Below are 25,410 nucleotides of genomic sequence, written 5' to 3'. Positions count from 1 at the left end.
CCCCGCTGAGGCAGGTAACCGGAGTTACTTGAGGATCTTCTCGACCGTACCGGCGCCGACCGTACGACCACCCTCACGGATGGCGAAGCGGAGGCCCTCTTCCATGGCGATCGGCTGGATCAGCTCGACGGTCATGGCGACGGTGTCACCGGGCATGACCATCTCGGTGCCCTCGGGCAGCGTGATGACGCCGGTGACGTCCGTGGTGCGGAAGTAGAACTGCGGACGGTAGTTCGCGTAGAACGGGTTGTGACGCCCGCCCTCTTCCTTGGTCAGGATGTAGGAGTTCGCCTGGAACTCGGTGTGCGGCGTGACCGAACCCGGCTTCACGACGACCTGGCCGCGCTCCACGTCCTCGCGCTTGAGGCCACGGATGAGCAGACCGGTGTTGTCACCGGCGACCGCCTGGTCGAGCAGCTTGCGGAACATCTCGATGCCCGTGACCGTGGTCTTCTGCGTCGCGCGGATGCCGACGATCTCGACCTCGGCGTTCAGGTTGAGCGTTCCACGCTCGACGCGACCGGTGACGACCGTGCCACGACCGGTGATCGTGAAGACGTCCTCGATCGGCATCAGGAACGGCTGGTCGGTGGCGCGCACCGGGTCCGGCACGTGCTCGTCGACCTGGGCCATGAGCTCCTGGACCGACTTGACCCACTTCTCGTCGCCCTCGAGCGCCTTGAGCGCCGAGACCTGCACGACGGGGGCGTCCTCGTCGAACTGCTGCGAGCCGAGGAGCTCGCGGACCTCGAGCTCGACGAGCTCCAGGATCTCCTCGTCGTCCACCATGTCGGACTTGTTCAGCGCGACGACGATGTAGGGGACGCCGACCTGGCGGGCGAGCAGCACGTGCTCACGCGTCTGGGGCATCGGGCCGTCGGTGGCGGCGACCACGAGGATCGCGCCGTCCATCTGCGCCGCACCCGTGATCATGTTCTTCACGTAGTCGGCGTGACCGGGGGCGTCGACGTGCGCGTAGTGACGCTTCTCGGTCTGGTACTCGACGTGCGAGATGTTGATCGTGATGCCGCGCTGGCGCTCCTCGGGAGCGTTGTCGATCTGCGCGAAGTCACGGGCCTCGTTGAGGTCCGGGTACTGGTCGTGCAGAACCTTGGTGATCGCCGCCGTGAGCGTGGTCTTGCCGTGGTCGACGTGACCGATGGTTCCGATGTTGACGTGCGGCTTGGTGCGCTCGAACTTGGCCTTGGCCACTGTGGGTCCTCCTCAGGACTCGGAAGCGTCATCCCCGGCCGGCCCTGGATGGGCTCGCGACCGTTGATGCGCGGTGTGTGTCTGTACTTTACTTGGTGGCGAAGGGCCCGTCGCCGGGCACCCCCGCCTGTGGAGAAGCGCTGAGCGCTACTCCCCCGCGTTCTTCGCGATGATCTCCTCGGCGACCTTGGCCGGGACCTGGCTGTAGGTCTCGAAGGTCATCGAGTAGACCGCACGACCAGAGGTCTTCGACCGCAGGTCGCCGACGTAGCCGAACATCTCGGACAGCGGCACGCTCGCGCGGACCACCTTGACGCCCGAGGCGTCCTCCATCGAGGCGATCTGGCCACGACGGGAGTTCAGGTCACCGATGACGTCGCCCATGTACTCCTCGGGAGTACGGACCTCGACGGCCATGATCGGCTCGAGGATCGCGGGACCGGCCTTGCGGGCCGCTTCCTTGTAGGCGATGGAACCGGCGATCTTGAACGCCATCTCGGACGAGTCGACGTCGTGCGCCGCGCCGTCCTTGAGGATGGCCTTCACGCCGACGGTCGGGTAGCCCGCGAGGATGCCGACCTGCATGGCGTCCTGGATACCGGCGTCGACCGAGGGGATGTACTCGCGCGGGACACGGCCACCGGAGGTCGCGTTGACGAACTCGTAGACCTTCTCGCTCGTGACCTCCATCGGCTCGAGCGCGATCTGCACCTTCGCGAACTGGCCGGAACCACCGGTCTGCTTCTTGTGGGTGTAGTCGTAGCGCTCGACGATCTTGGTGAGCGTCTCGCGGTAGGCCACCTGGGGCTTGCCGACGCTCGCCTCGACGTGGAACTCGCGCTTCATGCGGTCGACGAGGATGTCGAGGTGGAGCTCGCCCATGCCCTTGATCGTCGTCTGACCGGTCTCGGCGTTGAGCTCGACGCGGAACGTCGGGTCCTCTTCGGCGAGCTTCTGGATGGCCGTGGAGAGCTTCTCCTGGTCAGCCTTCGTGTTCGGCTCGATCGCGACCTCGATGACCGGCTCCGGGAACGTCATCGACTCGAGGACGACCTGGTTGGTCGGGTCGCACAGGGTGTCACCGGTGGTGGTGTCCTTGAGGCCGATGACCGCGTAGATGTGGCCAGCGGTCACGTTGGCGACCGGGTTCTCCTTGTTGGAGTGCATCTGGAAGATCTTCCCGATGCGCTCCTTCTTGCCCTTGGTCGAGTTGATGACCTGTGCGCCGGACTCGATCGAGCCGGAGTACACGCGGACGTAGGTGAGGCGACCGAAGAAGGGGTGCACCGCGACCTTGAACGCGAGAGCCGAGAACGGCTCCGACGCGTCGGGCTTGCGGATGATCTCCTTCTCCTCGTCCTTGACGTCGTGGCCGATCATCGGCGGCACGTCGAGCGGGGACGGGAGGTAGTCGATGACGGCGTCGAGCATCGGCTGGACACCGCGGTTCTTGAACGCGGAACCGCACAGCACCGGGTAGAGCGTGCTGCTCACGGTGAGGGCGCGGATCGCGGCCTTGATCTCGTCGACCGAGAAGTCGGTGTCGCCCTCGAGGTAACGCTCCATGAGGACGTCGTCCGCCTCGGCCACGCGCTCGATGAGCTTCTCGCGGTACTCGGCGGCGCGGTCCTGCAGGTCGGCCGGGATCTCTTCGATCTCGTACTTCGCACCCATCGCGACGTCACCCTTGGCGTCGCCGCGCCAGGTGAGTGCACGCATCTGGACGAGGTCGACGACGCCTTCGAACGAGCTCTCCGAACCGATCGGCAGCTGGAGCACGAGGGGCTCCGCACCGAGGCGGTTGATGATCGTGTCGACGGTGTAGTAGAAGTCCGCGCCGAGCTTGTCCATCTTGTTGACGAAGCAGATGCGCGGGACGTTGTACTTGTCAGCCTGACGCCACACGGTCTCGGACTGGGGCTCGACGCCCTCCTTGCCGTCGAAGACGGCAACCGCACCGTCGAGGACGCGGAGCGAACGCTCCACCTCGACCGTGAAGTCCACGTGACCGGGGGTGTCGATGATGTTGATCTGGTTGTTGTCCCAGAAGCAGGTCGTCGCGGCCGACGTGATCGTGATGCCGCGCTCCTGCTCCTGCGCCATCCAGTCCATCGTGGCAGCGCCGTCGTGGACCTCACCGATCTTGTGCGTGATGCCCGTGTAGAACAGGATGCGCTCGGTCGTCGTGGTCTTGCCGGCATCGATGTGCGCCATGATGCCGATGTTGCGGACCTTGTTCAGGTCGGTGAGCACGTCCTGTGCCACAGGGTTCCTCCGGAAGAGTTGTAGGAGAGGTTGGCGGCCGTCCGGGCGCCGGGGTTCTTGACCACCGGTGCCCGGACGGTGCCGGGACTACCAGCGGTAGTGGGCGAAGGCCTTGTTCGACTCGGCCATCTTGTGCGTGTCCTCGCGGCGCTTGACCGCGGCACCGAGACCGTTCGACGCGTCGAGGATCTCGTTCATGAGACGCTCGGTCATCGTCTTCTCGCGACGGGCCTTGGCGTACGAGGTCAGCCAGCGGAGCGCGAGGGTGTTCGCGCGGTGCGGCTTGACCTCGACCGGGACCTGGTAGGTCGAGCCACCGACGCGGCGGCTGCGGACCTCGAGGGTCGGACGGACGTTGTCGAGCGCCTTCTTGAGCGTGACGACAGCATCCTGCTGGTTCTTGGCAGTGACGCCCTCGAGTGCACCGTAGACGATGCGCTCGGCGAGGCCCTTCTTGCCGTCGAGCAGGATCTTGTTGACGAGCTGGCTGACGATCGGCGCACCGTAGACCGGGTCGGCGACGACGGGACGCTTGGGGGCGGGACCCTTACGAGGCATCTAACTCAACCCTTCTTCGCGCCGTAGCGGCTACGAGCCTGCTTACGGTTCTTCACGGCCTGGGTGTCCAGGGCGCCACGGATGATCTTGTACCGCACACCGGGGAGGTCCTTCACACGACCGCCACGGACGAGCACCATCGAGTGCTCCTGGAGGTTGTGGCCCTCACCGGGGATGTACGCCGTGACCTCGGTGCCGTTCGAGAGCTTCACACGAGCGACCTTGCGCAGTGCGGAGTTCGGCTTCTTCGGGGTGGTGGTGTAGACGCGGGTGCACACACCACGCTGCTGGGGGTTCGCCTTCAGGGCGGGCGCCTTGGTCTTGGTGACCTTCGGCGTACGACCCTTGCGAACCAGCTGCTGAATAGTAGGCAACTGTTCTCCTGGTTCTTCGCTCGTGCTCTCTGGCCGGCGCGATCCGCCGGCTTCCTCGTCCCACGCTGATGACCGCCTGACGGCGGAGGAACCTGCGGGGGGACGGAGTGGTCCGACTGGGCGATCTCGCTCGCCGGACTTTTCGGGCGCGCCCGAGGGCGCACACCCAGAAGAGACTACCCGCGTAACGGGACGAAATCAATCCGGGCCGGCACCACGCCGGACACCGTCATGAGCCGGTGTCCGAGGACCCGTTGCCGACCGCCGACCGGAACGTCGCGCCCGAGCTCGAGAACCCCGTGATGTACCCGCTCGCGTTGACGTTGAGAGGTCCGGCCGTGGCCGTCCCGGTGCCGCCCGCGCCGGCGATGTCCGCCGTGAAGGTGGCCCGACCGAAGGTGGTGGTGGAGACGAGCCAGCCGTTCGTGGTCCAGCTGCCGACGGCGACGGTCGGCCGCGACTCGAGCGTCCACTTCTCGTTCGTGTAGGTGTACGCGGGGTTCTCGCCGTACGCGTAGAAGCTGCACCCGGCCGGCGCTGCGTCGTTCGAGGCGATGCAGCCGTCCACCCAGGCGTCCACGGCCCGCTTCGCCGCCTGGTCGCCCGCGTTCGTGAGCGTCGCGGTCATCTGCACGGGCGTCGAGGTGCTGCCACCGAACCCGCCCACGACGGCGCTGCCTCCAGTGGCCTTGGTCCACTTGCCGCCGTCGTACGTGACCGCGTAGGTGCCGGGGAGGGCGCGGAGACCGACCGTGCCGTCCTTCGGGGTCTTCGTCGACGTGCCCGCGACCTGCACCGAGGCGCCGGCCGGACCCCGGACGCTGACGTCGACGCTGCCGAGCTCCGGCGCCTGCAGCTCCCACACCGGGAACACGCCCCAGTCGGTGCCGGTCTTGTCGAGCGTGAAGGTCGCCGCGACGTCACGGCCGGCCTGGCGCAGGTAGGCGCGGACGGTGGCGGTGTCGCCGTCCGTGCGCGTCGCGGCCACCCGGTAACCGGTGACCTTCGCGGTCGCCTTCGCGTACGCGGCGTCGGTCAGGAGCACGTCGGCCTTCGTCCGGTCGATGCCCGCTGCGTCGAGGGCGTCGGTGACCTTCCCCGCGGTCAGGTCGTCGAGGAACGCCCGCACGGGGCGGTCGGCCGAGTGGGTGGCCGAGCCGACCGAGAACCCGACGACACCGGCGACGAGCAACAGCACGACGGCGGTGCTGCCGGCGATGATCCCGATGAGCTGGCCGCGGCGGAGCTTCCGGCGCGGAGCACGCGACGCGGTCGGGGCGTACTGCGCGCCGTGCGCGGTCGTCCCGGCCTGCGCCGTCGACCCGGCCTGCGCGTTCTGCGCGGCCGCTGGCGGCTCTTGCGTCCCGCGGATCGACGCCACCGACGGCACGGCTCCCCAACCGTCCTGCTGGTCCGGATCCGGCGTGTGCTGGTCGCTCATCGTTCCCCCGTTGCGTGTGCGTCGTGCCCGGGCAGACTACCGCCCGACGGTGTCGTCACCCGCGACGGTCGGCTCCTGCCGCTGCCCTGCCGTGGATGTCGAGCCCGTCGTCCGGGCCTGGTGCCGGGCCATGGAGATCCCGCCGATCACCGACAGGAGCGCCACCACGACGGAGCCGACGACGAACGGCCCGAGTGCGTAGCCGGCCGGGAAGACGAGGAGCTCGGTCACGTCGCGGCGGATCGCCGCGTACCCGACGGCGCCGACGCCGAGCATCACCAGGTAGGCGGTCGCGGCGGCGACCAGGCCGGTGACACCGGGGTTGCCCTCTCGCGCGCCGACCGCGGTCGCGAGGAACACCACCACGGCGGCGCCGATCACCATGGCCGGGCCGAGGTACGGGGTCGCGTCCGGCTGCGCGATCGCCTCGACGTCGGCGAGGAGCGCTTCGAACCCCGCGACGGCGACGACGAGCGCGATGAAGAGGACGGACGTCATCGTCGCGATCAACCACCGGGACATGAGGTGATCGTATCGCCGACGGGACGGTCAGCGGGTGGCTTCGGTCCGCTCCGCGTGGTCGGCACCTTCGGTGGCGCCTGCGCTGTCCGCGCCGTCCGCACGCTCCACGTGCCCCTGGGCTGCGGCGACCAGGGCCAGTGCGATCGTCGCGGTGATGATCGGGACGGTCTCGGTCATCGGAGCGACCTGCGTCGTGCTGGTGGTCGGTGCGGCCTGGAGGCCCGGGGCTGCGTCCGCCCCGGAGGGCTCATCCGGCTCGTGGTCACGCAGGGCCGGGCCGATGATCGGCAGGACGCCGGTGGTGGACGCCGGCTCGGCGTGCAGGACGGTCGCCTCGGAGGCCGCCGGCTCGCCGCGCTTCGCCGCACGACGGGCGCGTCCCATCTTCACCAGGACGACCACGGCCACGATCGCCCAGATGCCGTTGACGATGGTCGACGGCACCGCGTGGTGCGCGGCCACGTTGACGGCGACGGCCAGCCCGCCGACGAGGTTGAAGAGCTGGTAGACCGGCCCGTTCGGGAGCTTCCCCGTGGAGAAGAGAATGTAACCAGCCAGCACGGTTACAGCGCCGAACCAACCAAGGAATTCCACGATTCCGACCAACACGCGCGACTCCGGGCACGACGGGAACGGCCGGTTCGAGCCGACCGTTCGAGAGGGAGATGAGCAGCCGCGATCGCGGCGTCGTGAGCATCGTACGCACAGCGACGGGTGTCGCGGAAGAGGGGTCGGCGTGGCGCGTCACACCCCAGTGGGAGGGGGTCGGATCAGCCCTTCGCGGAGGCCGCGGCTGCGGCGTCCGAGAGCACGTAGACCGAACCGGAGAGCGACCATGCTTGGCTCGCCATCGGCGAGTCCCCCTCATCCGCACTCGTCGCAGCGATGCCGTTCACCAGGAACAGCCGCTCGCCGCCCTGGACGGCCTTCGTGAAGCTCAGCGCTTGGTCGTATGAGCCCGTGACGGCAACGGTGACGGGGATGAGCACGAAGTTCGACGCGGTGATCTGGTCATCGCTGTACGGGGTGGGCGCAGCCGGCGTCGCTGCCGCCGTCGGCGTGGCACTCGAGCTCGCAGCGCTCGGGGATGCTGACGGGCTCGGCGCCGCTGATCCGGAGCCCTCCGGCAGGTAGGCCTTCGGCTCGCCGAAGGTGACCGAGGTCACGGTGACGGCGCTCGAAGAGGCCGCGAGATTCAGCTGGGACAACAAGGAGTCAGTCTCGGGCGCTGCAGGAACTGACGCGCGCAGCGCTGCAAGCTCTCGCTTCGTCGAGTCGAGCGACTCGGACGCTTTCTCGAGGCGGCGCAGTTCAGCGCGGTTGCCCGAGTTCGTCGCTGCGATGTCCGCTCGCTGCGACGCGTTGGTGGACGCCTGTGCGATCTGCGGCTGCGCACCGAGGAACCACCCGCCAGCGAGGACGGCGAGCGCGGCGGCGAGAGCGACGATCAGCGAGAGGCGGCTCTTGTTCACTTGGCATCGTCCTTCGTGTACTTGTCGTCGTAAGCCTTGTCGCCAAGGTGCGCTTCGATCGTCGCCGAGTACGTACCGGTGTCGGCCTCGAGCGAGACCGAGGTGATGGTCGAATCCGCGTACCCCTTGATCGTCGACAAGCGGGCAGTCCAGTCGGGGACGGACGGGATGCTCGGGCTCTCGATGGTCAGTTGCATCGTGGCGATCCGCGTTCCCTCCAACGGCACTGTCGATTGTGTGAACGCCTTCGTCACATCTGCCGAGTCGATGGACATCGCTGTGATCGACACCCCCGCAGGGAGGACGGCTTCGAGTTGTGCGAGGGACGCGTTCCAGTCGACTTCCGTCGACCCGCCGACTGCCTGCGCCGCCTCGAGGAGCGCTGCGTCCCGCTCCGCCTGTCGCACGTCCGAGTACCGCAGCTGCTGCTGGAGCAACGACGTCGTCTCCGCTTGTGCACTGCGGAGGGCTTCGGCGGTCTCGAGCTGGTGCACGTACGCCACCCCCGATCCGACGACCACCACGGCGGCCGCCACCACGACTCCGAGCCAGGCCCGGCGGGCAAGCGCACGCTCTCGGCGCCCCGTGTGCACCTCGGCCGGGAGCAGGTCGACGCGCGGCTCACGGCCGACGATGGACGTCGTCGAGGCAGCCTTCTTCGGTCGACGGCCTCGACCACGCTGTTCGCCGGTCGCGTCCGAACTGGCGACGATCGGTCTGATCTCGGTTGCAGTCATGCTGCCCGGCTCCCTACTGCCAGCCCGTAGGCGACGGCGATCGCGTCCTCGTGTACTGCGATGTCGTCGGCCGGGATCGACCGAGCGACGTCGGCTCCTGCGAATGCGGACCGGAACTCGACCGGGAGCCGCGTGTGCTCAGCGAGCGCGTTCCGGAACCCGACGAGTCGGGCTCCGCCGCCGACGAGGACGATCCGTTCGACCCGCTCGCCGGGTCGGGTGTTCACGTAGTAGTTGATGGTGTTCCGCAGGCTCGCGATCAGCTCGAGTACTGAATCGCTGATGATCGCCACTGCCCGGCCGTCATCAGGCGTTCTCGCACCCTGCCCGATCCCGAGGTGACGTTTGACGGCCTCCGCCTGCGCGAACTCGATGTCGAGGTTGCCGGCGAGCGCGCGGGTCACGTCGTTGCCCCCGATGGGGATGATCCGGACGAACTGCGGAATGCCGTCGGTCGACAGGACGACGGTGGTCGTGTCCGCGCCGAGCTGCACCAGCACTGTGGTGCCCGGCAGGCCAGGGCGGCCGACGAGCACCCGGGTCAACGCGAACGGGATGAGGTCGACCCCGACGGGGTTCAGCCCGGCGAGCTGCGCCGCGTGGACGTTGGCGAGGACTGCGTCCTTGATCGCCGCGATGAGGAGCCCGTGCACGACCGGGCCGTCCTCACTCATGCCCTCTGAGGTCGGATAGAAGTCGAGGATCGCATCACCGACCGGCACAGGGAGCATGTCCTGCACCTGGAACGGCAGGCTCTCTCGAATCTGCTCCAGGGGTGCTGCCGGGACGATGAGGTCGCGGGACAGGACACGCTGGTTCCCCATGCCCAGCACGACGTCCCGAGAGCGGAAGCGGCCGGTGGTCCACAGCGAGCGCAGCGCCGCAGCCACGGTGTTCGGTTCGAGCACCTCACCGCGACTGACGGCGTCGGGCGGCGTCGGGACCTCGGCGAAACGCAACACGGTCGGCCGAGCGCGGTCTGCGTTCGCGACCTCGACCGCGCGGATCGCGGTACCCGCGATGTCGATGCCGACGATGCTCTTGCCCATGATGCTGCTTTCGCTTTGGTTGGAGTCTGGTTGCCGGAGAAGTCAGGCGAGCCCGAGCAGCCGGAGGTAGGCGGTCCAGAGGCCCTGGCCGAAGAAGATCCCGATCCAGGCGCCCGCGAGCATCGACGGCCCGAAGGGCAGACCGCCGCGCCACCGTGTTCGCCCGCTCACGAGCAGTGCGATCGCGACGGTACCGCCCACGACGAAGGCTCCGAAAGCACCCACTGCGAGGGGTCCCCATCCGAGGTACGCGAGCACGAAGCCGAGGACCACGGCGAGTTTCACGTCCCCGAGCCCCATTCCCCCGGGGACCGCGAGCGCGAGCACGAGATAGGCGCCGCCGAGCACAGCAGCACCAGCCACAGCTCGCACGAACGCACCGAGATCACCGCTGAGGACGGTAGCCGTGACGAGCAGGATCCCGAGGACGCCTGCGGACGGGTAGACGATGGCGTTCGGTAGTCGGCGCGTGTCGACATCGATCAGTGCCAGTGCCACGGAGACGGCCATCAGGAAGAGGAGTGCTGCGAAGTCGATGGCTTCAGCGAGCACGGCCGCCCCGGGCGGCATCACGGCTACCGACGAGGACCACGACCACGCCACGCCCACGAACAGGGCGGCAGTCGCCAGCTCGACCGACGGGTAGCGCGCCGAGATGGGCGCGCCGCAGTCCCGGCACCGACCGCGCAGGGCCAACCACGAGAGCACCGGAACGTTGTCGCGGCGCCGGATCTGGTGACCGCAACGCGGGCAGGCACTCGGCGGTGCGACCACCGAGAATCCTGCGGGTACCCGGTACACGACGACGTTGAGGAACGACCCGACGACGAGACCGAAGACGCCTGCCAGTGCCAGGGTCACCGGAAGGAGCTCACGGACCGCGGTCACCGGCATGCCCCGCTGCTGGTGGTCGCGCACGATCCGTCTACCTTGTACGCCGTCTGGACCTCGACCTGCGTGGTGACGCCGTACGACGTCGAGACGGGCTGCAGGAACTTCGGTGGTGCCGTCGTGAGGAGCCGCTGGTCGTACACGTAGTTCTTCGAGAACCCGGTGCTGCCGGTCGTCGCGACCGCACCACGCCAGTTCTGCGCGATCGATCCGACGACCTTGAGCACGCCGAGCTTGGGCCCGATGTCGTAGTTCTGGTTCCAGAACGTGCCGGCGTTGCTCGCCATAGCAGCGCTGATCGTTATGCCCGCGCCGCTGCTGCGGTTCAGGAGGCCGACGCCGCTCTGGTTGCAACGGGTGGTGTCAGTCACGTAGCCGACCCGCGGCTGGTACGTCGTCGGGTACGAGCTGCACCGCGCGGGGTTGTAGATCTCGACCGCGTTCTGGCCCACGAGTCCGAGGACGTCGTTGGTGGCGCTGGCGTAGGTGATGTCGTCGGTGACCCAGACCGTCCCCGATGCAGCGATCGTCATGGCGCCGCTGAAGCCCCCGCTGACGAAGACATCGCCAGCTGAGCAGCTGTACGTGTCCGATGCCGATCCGGTTTGGTAGTAGGACCCAGACTGCCCACCGTTGACCCACTCCCCCGACGCCGGGAAACCCTGACCGTTGTTGAAGGCCTGGTTGCTGGTGGTCGTCGCTGTCCCGTTCGACCGGACGGTCACCGTCGTCGTGCAGTAGGTGTTCGTGTACCGGGAAGGGAAGGTGTTGGCGGCCCAAGCGTTCACGTCGTTCGCGGCAGAAGGGATGTCCTGGACGTACATCAGGTTCGTCGGGAGCGTCGGGATCGTGGCGCCTGCCGAACTCTGCAGGTCAGCGACGGCTCCGCACAGCGCAGCGGCCTTCGCGATGTCGGCACCCGCCTTGACCTCACCGGTCGAACCGTTCACCTGCACCTGCGTTGCCTTCGTCCACGGCGACCAGACAGTCATCTTGCCGTTGCCCAGGAACGACACCCGGGTCGGGCCGGTGTACAGGCAGCCCGGCCGAGGTACCGAGGTCGGGAGGTCGACGCGTGTCTCCTGCGAGAGGTTCGAGTTCAGCGCAGGCAGCCCGAGGTAGGGCACCGCACTCGCGGCACCCCCGTTGAAAGCGCCAGCGCAGGTCCCACTCGCAGGGCGGACCGAGGTGTCGTGCTGCTCGACCGGCCCGTTGAACACGGTCGCGCAGGCCGCGGTGAAGACGTCGTTGGTCCGGATCGGACCGTTGAGGACATCGGTACCGGCGAACTGGACCGCCGCGCACTTGTTGCTTGCAGACTGCCACTGGTAGACGGTCGTGCAGGTACTTCCGGTGATCGCCGGGTTCGACGACTCGTAGTTGGTGAAGTACAGGTAGTTGATGAACCCGTCACCCTTGAGGTTCGCGACCAACGACCGGACGCTACCCCCCGACTTCCCCGTGACACGGACCTTCAGGACGCCCTTTGCGGAGTAGTTCGAGTTGTCCACCTCGTACCGGTACCACTGGTCGGTTGAACCAACCACCTTGGCCCAGGTGGAGCCGGCATTCGTGAAGGCGATGTTGTCCGCCTGCCCGCTGAAGCTCGAACCGCTCGCCTTGCTGAACTGCGCGCTCGAGTTTCCGTAGAGCGCGTAGCCGTTGTCATTGGACAGCTTGGACTGGTAGTCGGCCAGTCCTGCGTATGCGGCCGCCATCGCGTTCTGGAAGTTGCGGTCCGTCGCTGACTTCACCGCCCCGGAGGTCGACACGGCGATCATCGTTGCGACAAGCAGCATCATTACGGTCCCGAAGATCAGGACGTTGCCGAGGATCATCCCTCGGTCGTCGTCGCGCGCCCGCTCGAGCACGCTCCGGAGCCGGGTCATGGCGTTCCTCCGTTGCTGGTCCCGTAGACGACGTTGAAGAGGTAGAGCGTGTTCTGGATGGTCGTGTTCCCTGCTGCCCCACTCACGGTCGACCCGAGTTCCAGGTTGACCCGGACGGCGCGGACGTTGCCGAGTTGCGTGGTCGAGATGGTGCCGTCGTTCTGCGCCGGCAGCGGGCTGCCGTCCGCCCCGAGGTACTCGAACATCGGAGCGCCACCGGTGGGAGAAGCCACCGGGCCTCCGATCACCATCGAACGAGTCGGCGCCTGCGCCGTCGACGGGAAGGTCCAGAAGCCGTTCGACGCCGTGCCGTCCCACTGGTCGAGGACGACCTTCTTCGCCGCGTTGAGGGAGTAGCGGATCTGGACCGGGTTGTCGGTACCGCTCCCGTCGAGGTTGATGTAGGCGTAGAAGGTCAGTCGCGTCGGGGCCGCCTCGGTGACGGCTGCGGCGTAGCTACCGTCGGACTTGGGCAGCAGGCTGGCGGCGTGGACGTACCGAGTGACGGAGTTCATCACGACCGATGCGTACCGCGCGTTCTGGTCGGACGAGGTGTTGGTCGCACCCGCCCGCAACGTGGCGGTGAAGAAACCCCCCACCGCGACGAGGATGACCATCGAGACGCTCACGGCGACGAGCAGCTCGGAGAGGCTGATGCCGGCCTGATCACGGTGCACACGGCGGAGAAGGCGGATCACGACGTCTGGCCTCGCGGGTCGAGGGTCAACGTGTTGTCGAAGCTGATGACCACCAGTGCGGTCTTCTGGTTGATGGAGCCATTGGTCACCGGCCTCACGTTCGATGCGTTCGACGCGATCTCGTTCTTCGTCGTGGATCCGAAGCTCGTGCCCGAGTAGATGGTCCAGGTCCCGAACGGCAGCGCCACCGTGGCGGCGTCTGTCGAGGAGACCGGGAACTTCATCGTCATCCCGGCTGAGCATCCGGGGTCGCCCGCCGCCGGGCTCGCCGAGGAGACCGCGGTGATGAACCGGCCCTTCACTCCACTCACCGTGGCGACGCCGGTCATGACAGACGCCGACGCAGGAGCGCCCGGCGACGCCTCGATCGTGGGCGGGATGGCCCCGATGGCCCCGGCGGCGTTCGGTGTCGACCACGCTGAGGGGTTCGGGCTCAAACAACTCACCGTGGAGCTTGGACTGTTGGAGTAGGGCCCGGCGTATGCCGCGTAGCCCGAGGTGAAGGGAAACACCGGCACTGACGGCTTCGACGTCGAGGTCACCACGAGGGACGTACTCGCGACGTCCCACGGTTTGATGGTGTCGAGCCCCCCCACCGAGCTCGAGAGCACCGTCACCATGTTCGTCGGCAGGGTGGCATTGTAGGTCTTCGCGTACTGGAGGGTCAGCTGGCTCGCGCGGTCGTAGACGAACGGCACCGGGGAGCTCGCGCCTGCAGAAACCGTGATCGGAGTCTGTGAGGACGGCTGCGCCTGGTTGGTGTCGATGCCTCCGGTCGTGGTCGCCGTCACCGTGTAGTCGCCCGGCGCCACGTTGACCGCGTACGAACAGCCCTGCGCGTCCGTCGACTGCACCGCGGTGGTGAGCGGCGAACCGCCGCCCCCGGCGAGCGGCGTGACAGTGATCGAGACGCCCTGGTAGGGGCTTCCCGACGCCGTCACTGCCGAGATAATGATCGTCCCGTACCCAGGGTCGGTGACGGCGTCGCTCGGGGCGATCGCGGAGGTGACAGTCGTCGAGCTTGCTCCGCCGCCACGAGGGTTCGGCCAGCTCACGGTCTCGACGACGCTCTTGTAGGCGAGCTTGCCGTTCGACGTGCCGCAGGCACCGCTGGCTCCGTCGCTCTGAACCCAGGTCACGGCGCGCTCGATCTTGTAGGTCACCCCGCCGATGGTCTTCGTGTTGTCAGCGCCGGCCTTGCTCACGACCTTGAAGATGCCGCCGGTCGAAGCAGCTGCCGTCTGGCGGAGCGTGTCGATGTCCTGTGACGCGAGTGCGACGGCGGTTTCACGTCCGCGGCTGGTCTGGGTGAGCTGCAGGGTGTTCGCGATGCCGTAGGCGATCCCCACCGACATCACGGCGAACACCATCATCGCGACCATGACCTCGATGATGGAGAAGCCGGCCTCGGCATCCCCGGACTCCGCGCGTTGTAGGACGCGGTTCATTCGACGGAACATGGTCACCTCCTCCAGTTGGCTCTTGCACGAAAGGCGACTCGTCTCACGACGAGCCGCCTTTTCGACGTGGTCAGGTCAGCAAGTGCCTGCCGCGGCAGCCGCCGTGTCAGTGATCTTGAAGCTGGTCTTCGTCGCACCGACAGCGCAGATCGCGAAGCTCGAGCCCGTCGCGGCCGGCTTGTAGGTGAAGGTCGTGCCATCACTCTGGGTGTAGCCGTACGGGGTCATCGTCGCGGAAGTGCCGAACTCGGTCGCGGTCGGGAGAACGCCGTTCTTGTCCGTCTGGAACGCGATGACGGCAGTCTTCGCGTTCGCGAGGTCCGACTTGACGGTCGCGTCCTTCGCGTTGTTCTGGACGTTGAGGTACACCGGGATCGCGATGGCCGCGAGGATGCCGATGATGATGACGACGACGAGGAGCTCGATGAGCGTGAAGCCCTTTTCGTTGTCCTCGAGGAGACCCTTGCGGCGAGCGTCGAGCTTGCCCATGAGAGCGAAGTACATGGTGGTTTCCATTCTTCTGGGAATGCGATGGGGATTGTGCCGGGGAGTGCTCCGCCGCCGGTCACAAGAGTATTCAGGGGTGTTTCCGTGCGTAATCCCGAGAACGGGGGGTCCGGGGGTACCAAAATGCCCCCAGTAACGGGGGCATTTCGTGCTTCCATGCCCCCGCACGAGGGGCATGGACTCCGAGTGGTTACTTGACGAGCGAGGTGATCTGGAAGATCGGCAGGTAGAGCGCGACGATCATCCCGCCGACGACGACTCCGAGGAACGCGATGAGCAGCGGCTCAATGAGTGCCGTCAACGATTCGGTGGTGGATTCGACCTCGGCGTCGTAGAAGACAGCGATCTTCTCGAGCATCGTCTCGAGCGAGCCGGCGTCCTCACCAACGGCGATCATCTGCGAGACCATGCTCGGGAACACTTTTTCCACCGCCATCGGCGCTGCGATGGATTCACCTTTCCGAACGGCTTCGGCAACGCGGACGAGCGCGCTTTGCACGACGAAATTGTTCGACACTTCTCCGACGATCTGCAAGGCCTGCAGAATTGGAACTCCGGAACCGATCATGTTCGAGAAATTGCGCGCGAACCGCGCGATCACGATCTTCTTCGCCAATGCGCCGAACACGGGGAGACGCAGCAGGATCGGGTCGCGGAACGCCCGGAACCGATCCGTGTTCTTGTTGGCCCGGTACCAGAACCAGCCGACCACCGCGATCACGGCCAGTACCGGCGCCAGCCAACGCATGGCGTGTGACATCGAGACGAGGATCTGGGTCGGGATCGGGAGCTGTCCACCGAGCGACGAGAACATGTTCTGGAAGATCGGCACGATGAAGATGAGCATGATGACGACCGCGGCCAGCGACATGCACAGCACGACCACGGGGTAGGTCATCGCCGACTTGATGGTCGAGCGGAGCTTGTGCTCCTTCTCGAAGTTCGTGGCGATGGAGTCCATGGCCTGGTCGAGGAACCCGCCGGTCTCCCCCGCACGGATCATGTTGATCATGATCGGCGGGAAGTCGACCGGGAACTTCGCCACCGCGTCGGAGAACGAGACACCGCGTTCGACGTCGTCGCGGACCTTGCCGAGGATGTCCTTGAGCTTCTTGTTCTCGGTCTGGTCGGCGAGGATCGACAGCGCGCGCAGCAGCGAGAGTCCCGAGGTGAGCATCGTCGAGGCCTGCCGCGACATGATCGCGAGGTCCTTGAGCCCGACGCCCTTCTCGAACCCGGGGATCTTGATCTCGGTCTGCAGGCCGGTGCCGGCCTTGGACTCCGTGATCGCGATCGGCGAGACACCCATGCCCCGGAGCCGCTGGACGACCGCTCCTTCGGACGAGGCGTCGAGGCGCCCCTTGACGAGCTTGCCGGCACCATCGCGCCCGCGGTAGTCGAATGCGAGGGACATCAGTAGCCTCCGGAGAACTTGTCGCCGAAGTCGATCCCGCTGGCGGCGATCGCGGCTGCCGAGGAGTCGGACGGGGACTCGACGCGCTGCACCAGCCGGTCGAAGCCCTCTTCGTCGTGCACCTTGTCCATCGCGGCCTTGCGCGAGATCGTGCCGACGTTGACCAGTTCGGCGAGGTCCTGGTCCATGGTGTGCATGCCCAGGTCACGGCCGGCCTGCATGGCGGACGTGATCTGGTAGGTCTTGCCCTCGCGGATCAGGTTGCCGATGGCGGGGGTGATCGTCATGATCTCGGTGGCGACGACCCGGCCGACACCGTTGGCCTTCGGCACCAGGGTCTGGCAGACGACGCCCTGCAGGGTCGCCGCGAGCTGCGTGCGGATCTGGCCCTGCTGGTGTGGCGGGAAGACGTCGATGACACGGTCGATCGTGCCGGGGGCGCTCTGCGTGTGCAGGGTGGCGAACACCAGGTGACCGGTCTCGGCCGCGGTGAGCGCGACCGAGATGGTCTCGAGGTCGCGGAGCTCCCCGATCAGGATGACGTCGGGGTCCTGACGCAGCACGTGCTTCAGCGCGGCGGCGAAGGAGTGCGTGTCGGCACCGACCTCGCGCTGGTTGATGATCGCCTTCTTGTGCTCGTGCATGAACTCGATCGGGTCCTCGACCGTCACGATGTGGTCGGCCCGGCTCTCGTTCACCAGGTCGATCAGGGCGGCGAGGGTCGTGGACTTGCCGGAGCCGGTCGGGCCGGTGACCAGGACGAGTCCGCGAGGCAGGCCGGCGAAGTCGCCGACGTGCTCGGGGATGCCGAGCTGCTTGAGCGTCTTGATCTTGGTGGGGATGATGCGGAAGGCTGCGCCCCAGTTGCCGCGCTGCTGGTAGAAGTTCACGCGGAAGCGGTACTCCGGCGACAGCGAGTAGGCGAAGTCGAGTTCCTGCTCTTGGTCGAACTGACCGGCCTGTTCGGCCGACAGCATGGTCTTGAGTGCAGCGATGACCTTGCCGCGCGACCACGCGCCTCCGGGGACAGCGGGACGGAGCGAGCCGTCGACGCGGACGGTGGGCGGGGCGTCGGCGGTGACGTGCAGATCGGACGCGCCCTGGTACACGACCTGGGCGAGTGCGGTGATCAGGTCGGGGTCGGCGACCTCGCGTGCGTGGCGCGAGAACTCGATGTCGCCGCCGATCGTGGCGGCCGGTGCCGGGGCCGCAGGCGCCGTGGGGAGCTGCTGCGTCGGAGCCTCGGCGTAGCCGTAGGTCGCGATCGACGACGGCACCCCGGCGGGCGGCGTCGCCGGAGCGGCGAGCGGCTGCGCGACGGGCACGGCGACGGGCGACCCGGACGGTGCCGGCCATCCGGCGGTGTCGTCCCCGAGGTCGTAGACCTGCTCCGGAGGGGCCGACGCTGCGGCGGCAGCCAGGCGTGCTGCACGGCGGGAGCCCACTTCGGTGCCGGGGTTGCCCGGGTGCCAGCCGGCGACGGGTTCGTCGCCGGGGTGCGTGATGTCGTACACGGAGTCGGTCATCTGCTGCGCTCTCTCGTGACTACGCGACCACGCGCAGGATCTCGTCGACGCTCGTGAGACCGAGCTTGACCTTCTCGAAGCCGTCCTGGCGGAGCGTCAGCATCCCCTGCGCCTGGGCGACGCGGCTGATCTCGGCGCTCGAGGCTCGCGAGACGGCGAGGCGTTCGATCTCCTCGGTGACGGTCATGACCTCGTGCAGGGCGATGCGGCCGCGGTACCCGGTGTTCGAGCAGACCGCGCAGCCGATGGGGGCGAAGAACGCCGGGACCTCGTCGCCGGGGCGCAGGAACCCGAGGGTGCGGAGCTGTTCGGCCTCGTACACGGCGGGGGCCTTGCACCGGTCGCACAGCCGTCGCGCCAGACGCTGGGCCACGACGGAGTCCAACGCGGAGCCGACCAGGAAGGGCTCGATGTCCATCTCGGTCAGGCGGGTCACGGCGGAGGGGGCGTCGTTCGTGTGCAGGGTGGAGAGCACGAGGTGTCCGGTGAGAGACGCCTCGATGGCGATCTGGGCGGTCTCGTGGTCGCGGATCTCACCGAGCAGGACGACGTCGGGGTCGGAGCGCAGGATCGAGCGCAGCGCCGAGGCGAAGGTCAGCCCGGCCTTCGGGTTGACCTGCACCTGGTTGATGCCGGCCATCCGGTACTCGACCGGGTCCTCGACCGTGATGACGTTGATCTCGGGCTTCGCGACCGCGTTCAGGGTCGTGTACAGCGTCGTGGACTTGCCGGAGCCGGTGGGCCCGGTGACCAGGATCATGCCGTACGGCTTCGAGTACGACCGCTGGTACGCCTGGAAGTTCTGCTCGAGGAGGTTGAGGTCCTTGAGGGTCAGCGACGTGTTCGTGTTGTCGAGGATCCGCATGACGACCTTCTCGCCCCACACGGTGGGCAGCGTCGCCACGCGGAGGTCGATCTGGCGGCCACCGTGGCGGACCGACATGCGGCCGTCCTGCGGCTTGCGACGCTCGGCGATGTCGATGTCGCTCATGATCTTCAGGCGGCTGATGACGCCGTTCTGGATGTTCTTCGGCGCCGGGGCCATCTCGTGCAGCACACCGTCGATGCGGTAGCGGATCCGGACCTCGTGCTCACCGGGCTCGATGTGGATGTCCGAGGCGTGGTCCTGGATCGCCTGCGACACGAGCAGGTTCACGAAGCGGACGATCGGGACGTCGTCGAGGGCACCGTCGGCCAGGTCCACCTGAGCCGAGGAGCTGATCGAGGCTTCTTCTTCGAGCGACGAGGTCAGGTCGTTGAGCTCGTCGTCGGCACGCAGGTAGCGGTCGAGCGCGGTGAGCAGGTCGCGCTCGTCCACCTGGAGCGGCTTGATCGGTCGGCCGGACGCAGCGCGGGCGTCGTCGATCGCGAGCACGTTGGTCGGGTTGACCATCGCGAGGATGAGCAGCTCGCCCTCGAACCCGACGCCGAGGACGCCGTGGCGCCGGCAGAGCGCAGCGGGGAGGATCGAGACCGCGGTGCCGTCGACCGGGTAGTCGGTCAACGGGACGGTGCGGGAGTTGTTCGACGCCGCGCGGGCGGTGATGAACTGCGCCTCGCTCACGACGCCCTGGTCGACCAGGCCGCGGATGGCGCGCTCGTCCAGGTCCTCGTCGCCCGTCATCGAGTCGAGGTGCTCGATCGGCAGGGCGCCGTTCAGGATGAGGATCTCGGACAGGGTCGCCATGAGTCCTGTGCCTCCTTGGACTCGCGCGCGGCGAGACGTGGTCGGGTTGCGCACCACCAGGGATGTGGCGCTCGACCACGCTACTTCTGCGACAGTCGTCGGCCGCAGTCCCAGAAGGAGGGGGCGGAGGGGGTCCGGATGCACCCAGAACTGGGGTCCAGGACCCCCGACGCGACGGTCAGAGCGACGTCGACGCGGTGACGTGGACCTCGCCGGCGACGAACCCGAGTCGCTCGTAGATGCGCCCGGCTCCGCTCGGGTTCTCGGCGTCGACGTGCAGCACCGCCGCGGACAACCCGTCGGCGCGGATCGCCTCCAGCGTGGCGTCGAGGACGATCGGGGCGAGCCCCGTCCCCCGAGCTGCACGGACGACGCCGACCCAGTGCACGTACCCGTACGAACGGCCCCGGGCAGCGAACCCGTCGGGCTCCACCTCGACGATCGTGAACGCCACGACCGAGCCGTCGGCACCGACGACGACCCGCGACAGGTCCAGCCGGCTCTTGTCCGAGGTGAGGAACCCCCGCCAGTCCGACGCGACCATCGGCTGGGAACCCCAGTGGTCGCGGAAGGCGTCGTTCTTGGCCGTCCGGAGCGGTTCGATGTCGTCCGCCGTGACGGGCCGCAGGACGAGCCCGTCCCCCAGGACGGGTACTGCGTCGGCGCCCGGCCCGCGGTCGTCGAACACGACCTGCATGTCGAGCCACGTACGCACCGGCGCGAAGTCGTGGTGCGCCGCCAGCCGCAGCGCCGAGGACCCCTGCCGCCCACCGACGTCGAGCGTCGCCGGCAGGTCGACGTCGAGCGTCGCCACGCGCTGCCGGGCGCGGCCCACCTGCCATGCAAGCACCCGCCGTCCGATCCCCTGCCCGCGCAGGTCGGGGTGGACCGCCCCGTCGAGCACGGCGCGCGCAGCGGTGACGCGGGAGGGGACGTCGATGACGATGCCGTAGGCCTGCACATGCCCTCCAGCATCGACGCCCACCACGGTGTCCCTGGTGACGTCCAGCCCCTCGGTGGACAACGACCGTTCGAGGTCGGCTGTGGAGGGACGAGCGAGCGGGTCGTCGACCGCGGCCGACGCGACCGCGACGGCGTGCATCGCCCCGACGTCGTCGTGCGCGCCCGCGCGGAACGTCAGCCCGCCGATCGGCGTGGGGAACGAGAGGTGTGCCGGGGCCGTGATCCGTTCGCGCAGGGTCGCCATCCCTCCAGCCTGCCAGTTCCGCCGCGCGGCGAGACGCCACCGAAAGCCCCTCGACGAGCAGGCCCGACCGGGACCATGATGAGTCATGGACATCACGAGCGTGACCGTGGGGCTGCCCGTCACCGACATCGAGGCGTCCTGCCTCTGGTACGGCGCCGTCTTCGAGCGCACCGAACCGGACCTCGAACCCGAGGACGGTGTCGCCGAGTACGAGGTCGGCGGGATCTGGATCCAGCTCTACGAGGACGACTCCGCCGAGGAGAACCCCGTGAGCGTCCGGTTCGGCGTCGACGACGTCGGAGCCCAGCACGCGCGCATCGGCTCGCTCGGCATCGACATCGGACCGGTCGAGTGCGTCGACGGAGCCGTGAACTGGTTCGACGTCCGCGACCCCGACGGCAACGTCCTCAGCCTGTTCTCGCTCGTGGACGAGACCGGTCGCGGATCGGGACGCGACAACGGCGCGGACCGCGCGCTCTAGACGCACCCGGTCGCAGGCCGGGAGGCCCGTGGCGGCCTGGCACCGGGCCTCCTGTCCGCCACGTGGTGACGACACGACGAAGGCCCCGCCTCCTTGCGGAGACGGGGCCTTCGTGGGATCACATCAGACTCAGTTGTACGTGCCCGGCGTGAAGTCGTCCGACGAGAAGCTGTCGAAGTCGACGAAGCTCAGGTCGGCGTCCGAGAACGACGAGTCGTCCGCGAAGATGCGGTTGGGGTACCGCTCTGCCTTCGCTTCTTCCGTCGCGTTCACGTCCACGTCGCGGTACCGGCTGAGGCCCGTCCCGGCGGGGATGAGCTTACCGATGATGACGTTCTCCTTGAGGCCGACGAGGTGGTCCTGCTTGCCCTCCATGGCCGCCTGCGTGAGCACGCGGGTGGTCTCCTGGAAGGAAGCGGCGGACAGCCACGACTCGGTCGCGAGGGACGCCTTCGTGATGCCCATGACCTCCTGGCGAGCCGAGGCGGTCTTGCGACCCTCCTGCAGCGCCGCACGGTTCAGCATGTTGTAGCGCGACCGGTCGACGAGCTCGCCCGGCAGCAGGTCGGTGTCGCCGTGGTCGACGACGGTGACCTTGCGGAGCATCTGACGGACGATGACCTCGATGTGCTTGTCGTGGATCGGCACACCCTGCGAGCCGTAGACGTCCTGCACACCGTTGACCAGGTGCTTCTGGACCTCTCGGACACCCTTGACCCGGAGGACTTCCTTCGGGTCGACGGTGCCGGCGATGAACTGCTCGCCGAGCTCGACGTGCTGGTTGTCCTCGATGAGGAGCGTCGCACGCTTGAGCACCGGGTAGATGAACGGCTCGTCACCGTTGTCCGGCGTGAGGATGATCCGACGACCCTTGTCCGTGTCCTCGACGACGACGCGGCCGGGGGCCTCGGCGATCGGGGACGCGCCCTTGGGCGTACGGGCCTCGAAGAGCTCCGTGACACGCGGCAGACCCTGGGTGATGTCGTCGGCCGAGGCCGAACCACCCGTGTGGAAGGTACGCATCGTCAGCTGGGTACCGGGCTCACCGATGGACTGCGCGGCGATGATGCCGACTGCCTCACCGATGTCGACCAGGTTGCCGGTGGCGAGCGAACGGCCGTAGCACTTCGCGCAGACACCGACGGCCGACTCGCAGGTCAGGACCGAGCGCACCTTGATGCTCTCGACACCGGCTGCCAGCAGCTTCTCGAGGAGCACGTCACCGACGTCCTCACGAGCCTCAGCGACGACCGTGCCCTTGGCGTCCACGGCCTCAGTGGCCAGGGTGCGCGAGTACACGGTGTTCTCGACGCGCGGGTCGCGGACCAGCTTGCCGTCCGCGTCCACGGTCGCGATCGGCAGCTCGAGGCCACGCGTCGTACCGCAGTCGTCCTCGCGGATGATGACGTCCTGCGAGACGTCCACGAGACGACGGGTGAGGTACCCGGAGTCCGCGGTACGGAGCGCGGTGTCGGCAAGACCCTTACGAGCACCGTGGGTGGCGATGAAGTACTCCGCCACGGTCAGGCCCTCGCGGTACGAGTTGATGATCGGGCGGGCGATGATCTCGCCCTTCGGGTTGTTCACCAGACCACGCATACCCGCGATGTTGCGGACCTGCAGCCAGTTACCACGAGCACCCGACGACACCATGCGGTTGATCGTGTTGTCGACGGGGAAGTTGTCCCGCATCTCCTGCGCGATCTCGTTGGTGGCCTCGGTCCAGATCTTGATCAGGTCGGCGCGACGCTCGGAGTCGGTGATCAGACCCTTGTCGAACTCGCCCTGCACCTTGGCGGCCTGGATCTCGTAGCCCGCGATGATCTCCTTCTTGCGAGGAGGCGTCACGACGTCCGACAGGGCCACGGTCACACCGGAGCGCGTGCCCCAGTAGAAGCCGGCGTCCTTGATCCGGTCCAGCGCAGCGGCCGTCTCGGTCTTGGAGTACCGCTCGGCGAGGTCGTTGACGATCGCGGACAGCACGCCCTTGTCGGTGACCTTCTGGACGAACGGGTAGTTCGCCGGGAGGGTCTCGTTGAAGAGCGCACGGCCCAGGGTCGTCTCGAGGAGGACGGTGTCGCCCTGCTCGTAGCCCTCGGGAGCTTCACCCTCGGCGAAGTGGACACCCGTCATGCGGATCTTCGCCATGGCGTTGAGGTGCAGCGTGTGCTGGTCGTTGGCCAGGATCGCCTCGGCGACCGAGGAGAACGCACGGCCCTCACCGACGGCGCCCTCGCGGACGGTCGTCAGGTGGTGCAGACCGATGATCATGTCCTGTGCGGGCAGGGTCACCGGACGGCCGTCGGACGGCTTCAGGATGTTGTTCGAGGCGAGCATCAGGATGCGGGCCTCGGCCTGGGCCTCCACCGACAGCGGCAGGTGCACGGCCATCTGGTCACCGTCGAAGTCCGCGTTGAACGCAGCACACACGAGCGGGTGGAGTTGGATGGCCTTGCCCTCGACGAGCTGCGGTTCGAACGCCTGGATGCCCAGACGGTGCAGCGTCGGCGCACGGTTCAGCAGCACGGGGCGCTCGCGGATGATCTCCTCGAGCACGTCCCACACCTGCGGACGCGAACGCTCGACCATGCGCTTGGCCGACTTGATGTTCTGCGCGTGCGACAGGTCGATCAGGCGCTTGATCACGAACGGCTTGAAGAGCTCGAGCGCCATCTGCTTGGGCAGACCACACTGGTGCAGCTTCAGCTGCGGGCCGACGATGATGACCGAACGGCCCGAGTAGTCGACGCGCTTGCCGAGCAGGTTCTGGCGGAAACGACCCTGCTTGCCCTTGAGCATGTCGCTCAGGGACTTCAGGGCGCGGTTGCCGGTACCCGTGACCGGACGTCCACGACGACCGTTGTCGAACAGCGCGTCAACGGCTTCCTGCAGCATGCGCTTCTCGTTGTTCACGATGATCTCGGGGGCACCGAGGTCGAGCAGGCGGCGGAGACGGTTGTTGCGGTTGATCACACGACGGTAGAGGTCGTTGAGGTCCGACGTGGCGAAACGGCCACCGTCGAGCTGCACCATCGGGCGCAGCTCCGGCGGGATGACCGGAACGACGCCGAGCACCATCGCTGCCGGCGAGTTGCCGGTGGCGAGGAAGGAGCTGACGACGCGCAGACGCTTGATCGCGCGGATCTTCTTCTGGCCCTTGCCCTCGGCGATCTGCAAGCGCAGCGCCTCGGCCTCGGCGGCCAGGTCGAACGCCTCGAGCCGGAGCTTGATCGCCTCGGCGCCCATGTAGGCGTCGAAGTAGATCCCGAACCGGTCCTGGAGCTCGTGGAAGACGGCGTCCTCGGGCTTGAGGTCGCCCACCTTGAGGTTGCGGAAGTCCTCCCACACACGCTCGAGACGGGTGATGTCCTCGTCGAACGACTTGCGGACCTGGGACATCTCCTTCTCGGCGGTGTCCTTGGTGCGCCGCTTGACGTCGGCCTTCGCACCCTCTTCCTCAAGGGCTGCGAGGTCGTCCTCGAGCTTCTTGAGGCGGTCGGCGATGATCGAGTCGCGCTGGCCCTCGAGGGTCTTGATCTCGAGACGCATCTCGTTCTCGAGACCGGGCATGTCCGCGTGACGGCCCTCTTCATCGATGTCGATGATCATGTACGCCGCGAAGTAGATGACCTTCTCGAGGTCCTTCGGCGCCATGTCGAGCAGGTACCCGAGGCGCGACGGGACGCCCTTGAAGTACCAGATGTGCGTGACGGGGGCAGCGAGCTCGATGTGGCCCATGCGCTCACGACGGACCGAGGACTTGGTGACCTCGACGCCGCAGCGCTCGCAGACGATGCCCTTGAACCGGACACGCTTGTACTTGCCGCAGGCGCACTCCCAGTCGCGGGAAGGACCGAAGATCTGCTCGCCGAACAGACCGTCCTTCTCGGGCTTCAGGGTGCGGTAGTTGATGGTCTCCGGCTTCTTGACCTCGCCGTACGACCACTGACGGATGTCCTCGGCGGTCGCGAGGCCGATCCGAATGGCGTCAAAGGAAGTTGCTTCGAGCAATGTTCTTCT

General features: G+C 67.5%; 21 protein-coding genes. 1 reads left to right on the top strand and 20 read right to left on the bottom strand.

What is annotated here, in order from left to right:
• Positions 1 to 24: 24 nt before the first annotated feature.
• The 19 genes from tuf to EDF53_RS08255 form a co-directional block, all read right to left on the bottom strand.
• Positions 25 to 1,212, bottom strand: coding sequence for an elongation factor Tu (gene tuf / locus EDF53_RS08350; protein WP_123293136.1), 1,188 nt, complete (start codon positions 1,210 to 1,212; stop codon positions 25 to 27).
• A 147-nt stretch (positions 1,213 to 1,359) separates the two neighbouring features.
• On the bottom strand, positions 1,360 to 3,477 hold the full coding sequence (gene fusA / locus EDF53_RS08345; RefSeq protein WP_111083473.1) for an elongation factor G: 2,118 nt from the start codon (positions 3,475 to 3,477) through the stop codon (positions 1,360 to 1,362).
• An 87-nt stretch (positions 3,478 to 3,564) separates the two neighbouring features.
• Positions 3,565 to 4,035: a 30S ribosomal protein S7 gene (gene rpsG / locus EDF53_RS08340; RefSeq protein WP_055950927.1), complete on the bottom strand. Its 471-nt coding sequence runs from the start codon at positions 4,033 to 4,035 to the stop codon at positions 3,565 to 3,567.
• A gap of 5 nt (positions 4,036 to 4,040) precedes the next feature.
• Positions 4,041 to 4,409: a 30S ribosomal protein S12 gene (gene rpsL / locus EDF53_RS08335; RefSeq protein ID WP_017885540.1), complete on the bottom strand. Its 369-nt coding sequence runs from the start codon at positions 4,407 to 4,409 to the stop codon at positions 4,041 to 4,043.
• Positions 4,410 to 4,638: 229 nt separating this feature from the next.
• Positions 4,639 to 5,850 carry a hypothetical protein gene (locus tag EDF53_RS08330; protein ID WP_123293134.1) on the bottom strand — a complete coding sequence of 404 codons (1,212 nt, stop codon included), beginning with the start codon at positions 5,848 to 5,850 and terminating at the stop codon, positions 4,639 to 4,641.
• Between the two features lie 36 nt (positions 5,851 to 5,886).
• The gene (locus tag EDF53_RS08325; protein ID WP_123293132.1) at positions 5,887 to 6,372 is read right to left on the bottom strand and encodes a DUF6121 family protein; all 486 of its coding nucleotides are present in this window, start codon (positions 6,370 to 6,372) and stop codon (positions 5,887 to 5,889) included.
• Positions 6,373 to 6,399: 27 nt separating this feature from the next.
• Positions 6,400 to 6,966, bottom strand: coding sequence for a hypothetical protein (locus tag EDF53_RS08320; protein WP_148058305.1), 567 nt, complete (start codon positions 6,964 to 6,966; stop codon positions 6,400 to 6,402).
• A 176-nt stretch (positions 6,967 to 7,142) separates the two neighbouring features.
• Positions 7,143 to 7,844, bottom strand: coding sequence for a hypothetical protein (locus EDF53_RS08315; RefSeq protein ID WP_123293128.1), 702 nt, complete (start codon positions 7,842 to 7,844; stop codon positions 7,143 to 7,145).
• Positions 7,841 to 8,581, bottom strand: coding sequence for a hypothetical protein (locus tag EDF53_RS08310; RefSeq protein WP_123293127.1), 741 nt, complete (start codon positions 8,579 to 8,581; stop codon positions 7,841 to 7,843). The genes EDF53_RS08315 and EDF53_RS08310 overlap by 4 nt, the downstream gene beginning before the upstream one ends.
• A complete protein-coding gene (pilM, locus tag EDF53_RS08305) occupies positions 8,578 to 9,630 on the bottom strand; it encodes a type IV pilus assembly protein PilM (protein ID WP_123293125.1) in 1,053 nt (350 codons plus the stop codon). Before pilM ends, EDF53_RS08310 begins: the two co-directional genes overlap by 4 nt.
• A 42-nt stretch (positions 9,631 to 9,672) precedes the next feature.
• On the bottom strand, positions 9,673 to 10,524 hold the full coding sequence (locus tag EDF53_RS08300) for an A24 family peptidase (protein WP_123293405.1): 852 nt from the start codon (positions 10,522 to 10,524) through the stop codon (positions 9,673 to 9,675).
• Positions 10,515 to 12,410 carry a hypothetical protein gene (locus EDF53_RS19310; protein ID WP_228504465.1) on the bottom strand — a complete coding sequence of 632 codons (1,896 nt, stop codon included), beginning with the start codon at positions 12,408 to 12,410 and terminating at the stop codon, positions 10,515 to 10,517. Before EDF53_RS19310 ends, EDF53_RS08300 begins: the two co-directional genes overlap by 10 nt.
• Positions 12,407 to 13,108, bottom strand: coding sequence for a PilW family protein (locus EDF53_RS08285; protein ID WP_123293121.1), 702 nt, complete (start codon positions 13,106 to 13,108; stop codon positions 12,407 to 12,409). Before EDF53_RS08285 ends, EDF53_RS19310 begins: the two co-directional genes overlap by 4 nt.
• Positions 13,105 to 14,568 (bottom strand): prepilin-type N-terminal cleavage/methylation domain-containing protein, encoded by a 1,464-nt coding sequence (locus EDF53_RS08280; protein ID WP_148058304.1) that lies wholly within the window; start codon positions 14,566 to 14,568, stop codon positions 13,105 to 13,107. Before EDF53_RS08280 ends, EDF53_RS08285 begins: the two co-directional genes overlap by 4 nt.
• Before the next feature lie 75 nt (positions 14,569 to 14,643).
• On the bottom strand, positions 14,644 to 15,072 hold the full coding sequence (locus EDF53_RS19765) for a type II secretion system protein (protein ID WP_311316835.1): 429 nt from the start codon (positions 15,070 to 15,072) through the stop codon (positions 14,644 to 14,646).
• Positions 15,073 to 15,265: 193 nt separating this feature from the next.
• On the bottom strand, positions 15,266 to 16,489 hold the full coding sequence (locus EDF53_RS08270; RefSeq protein ID WP_123293117.1) for a type II secretion system F family protein: 1,224 nt from the start codon (positions 16,487 to 16,489) through the stop codon (positions 15,266 to 15,268).
• The gene (locus EDF53_RS08265; protein ID WP_123293115.1) at positions 16,489 to 18,015 is read right to left on the bottom strand and encodes a type IV pilus twitching motility protein PilT; all 1,527 of its coding nucleotides are present in this window, start codon (positions 18,013 to 18,015) and stop codon (positions 16,489 to 16,491) included. Before EDF53_RS08265 ends, EDF53_RS08270 begins: the two co-directional genes overlap by 1 nt.
• A gap of 19 nt (positions 18,016 to 18,034) precedes the next feature.
• Entirely contained in the window at positions 18,035 to 19,702 is a 1,668-nt protein-coding gene (locus tag EDF53_RS08260) for a GspE/PulE family protein (RefSeq protein WP_123293113.1), read from the bottom strand.
• Between the two features lie 178 nt (positions 19,703 to 19,880).
• The gene (locus tag EDF53_RS08255; protein WP_185020985.1) at positions 19,881 to 20,909 is read right to left on the bottom strand and encodes a GNAT family N-acetyltransferase; all 1,029 of its coding nucleotides are present in this window, start codon (positions 20,907 to 20,909) and stop codon (positions 19,881 to 19,883) included.
• An 85-nt stretch (positions 20,910 to 20,994) separates the two neighbouring features.
• On the opposite strand from EDF53_RS08255, the gene EDF53_RS08250 reads away from it, so the two are divergent.
• A complete protein-coding gene (locus tag EDF53_RS08250; protein ID WP_123671416.1) occupies positions 20,995 to 21,390 on the top strand; it encodes a VOC family protein in 396 nt (131 codons plus the stop codon).
• A 129-nt stretch (positions 21,391 to 21,519) separates the two neighbouring features.
• On the opposite strand, the gene rpoC is transcribed toward EDF53_RS08250, so the two are convergent.
• Positions 21,520 to 25,401 carry a DNA-directed RNA polymerase subunit beta' gene (gene rpoC, locus EDF53_RS08245; RefSeq protein WP_111083489.1) on the bottom strand — a complete coding sequence of 1,294 codons (3,882 nt, stop codon included), beginning with the start codon at positions 25,399 to 25,401 and terminating at the stop codon, positions 21,520 to 21,522.
• Positions 25,402 to 25,410: the final 9 nt, after the last annotated feature.

It is taken from the genome of Curtobacterium sp. PhB78 (genome assembly GCF_003751685.1).
Lineage (GTDB): Bacteria > Actinomycetota > Actinomycetes > Actinomycetales > Microbacteriaceae > Curtobacterium.
Note: the sequence above shows the minus strand (reverse complement) of the source record. Positions and strands in the feature narration are given on the sequence as shown.